Origin of the sequence: Candidatus Pelagibacter communis, from assembly GCF_001179965.1 — a bacterium.
Classification (GTDB): domain Bacteria; phylum Pseudomonadota; class Alphaproteobacteria; order Pelagibacterales; family Pelagibacteraceae; genus Pelagibacter.
The window spans coordinates 1-1,074 of sequence record NZ_CVSH01000043.1 but is presented as its reverse complement, the minus strand read 5'-3'; the positions used below and the strand labels follow the sequence as shown (position 1 = coordinate 1,074).

Here is a 1,074-nt window from a genome sequence, read left to right as displayed (position 1 = left end):
AAAAAATAAAAATATTGTTTGCGCCATTGGTGCTTCGCCAAGAGGATGCATATTATTAAATACTTCAAACTTTTCAAAGAATGAGATAAATTTTGTAGGCGAAATCAAAGACTCTTTTAAATTAAAAAAACTAATACCAGGAACAAATATTCCCATTTTAAATGAACAGCACTTAATTGATAAAAAAATTGATTTTATTATTATTCTAGCTTGGCATCTAAAAAATAGACTAATAAAAACATTAGTTAGTAATGGTTATAAAGGTAAATTTATTGTACCTTTGCCAAATCTTAAAATTTCATAATTTTAATTTTTATATGACTGACAGCCTAGATATTTTAATACCTGTTTTTAATGAAGATGAGGAGATTAATAGAACCTTAGCATTATTATTAAATAATGTTAAATGTGATTATAATTTAAATATCTGCTATGATTATGATGAAGATCCGACCTTAGACATTATCAAAAAAAAATTTCCAAATAACCCTAAGATAAAATTTATTAAAAATGAAGCTACTGGTTTTAACGGAGCACTAATAACAGGAATTAAAAGGACAAATGGAAATTCAGTAATAGTATATATGGCTGATGATCACGAAAATCATAATTTAATTGATCAATGTATTCAAAAATTTAATGATGGTTATGATTTAGTTTGTCCAAGTAGATTTATTGCCGGTGGTAAGATGGAAGGAAATCCTATTGTTAAAGAAATTCTAACAAGATTAGCGTCTTTATTTTTTCAATATTTAACAACTTTACCAATTAAAGACTCAACAAATTCTTTTAGACTTTTCTCTAGAAAATTTTTAAATAAAGTAAATAAATTTGAGTCTAGTAAAGGATTTACTCTTAGCTTAGAACTAACCGCAAAAGCCCATAGAATGGGATTTAAAATGATTGAAATACCAAGTGTATGGATTGAGAGAAAAATTGGTGAGAGCAGATTTAGATTATTAAAGTTTTTACCCCCATATATTAAATGGTTATTTTTTATTATTCAGACATCCATATTAAACAAAAAAAAATGAAAAAAATTAATGTTGGTATAATTGGTAGAAACTTTGGTTA

Annotated in this window: 1 protein-coding gene and 1 pseudogene; both read left to right on the top strand. The window is 25.4% G+C overall.

Translation table 11 applies throughout. The features are described from left to right. A pseudogene (locus tag AMN73_RS01850) lies at positions 1 to 304 on the top strand (methyltransferase); the annotation flags it as partial. Positions 305 to 317: 13 nt separating this feature from the next. Then, positions 318 to 1,034: a glycosyltransferase gene (locus AMN73_RS01845; protein WP_179850071.1), complete on the top strand. Its 717-nt coding sequence runs from the start codon at positions 318 to 320 to the stop codon at positions 1,032 to 1,034. Positions 1,035 to 1,074 lie beyond the last annotated feature (40 nt).

Excerpts from the sequence above, each read along its gene's own strand:
- AMN73_RS01845 (WP_179850071.1), top strand. The coding sequence starts at position 318 with ATGACTGACAGCCTAGATATTTTAATACCTGTTTTTAATGAAGATGAG.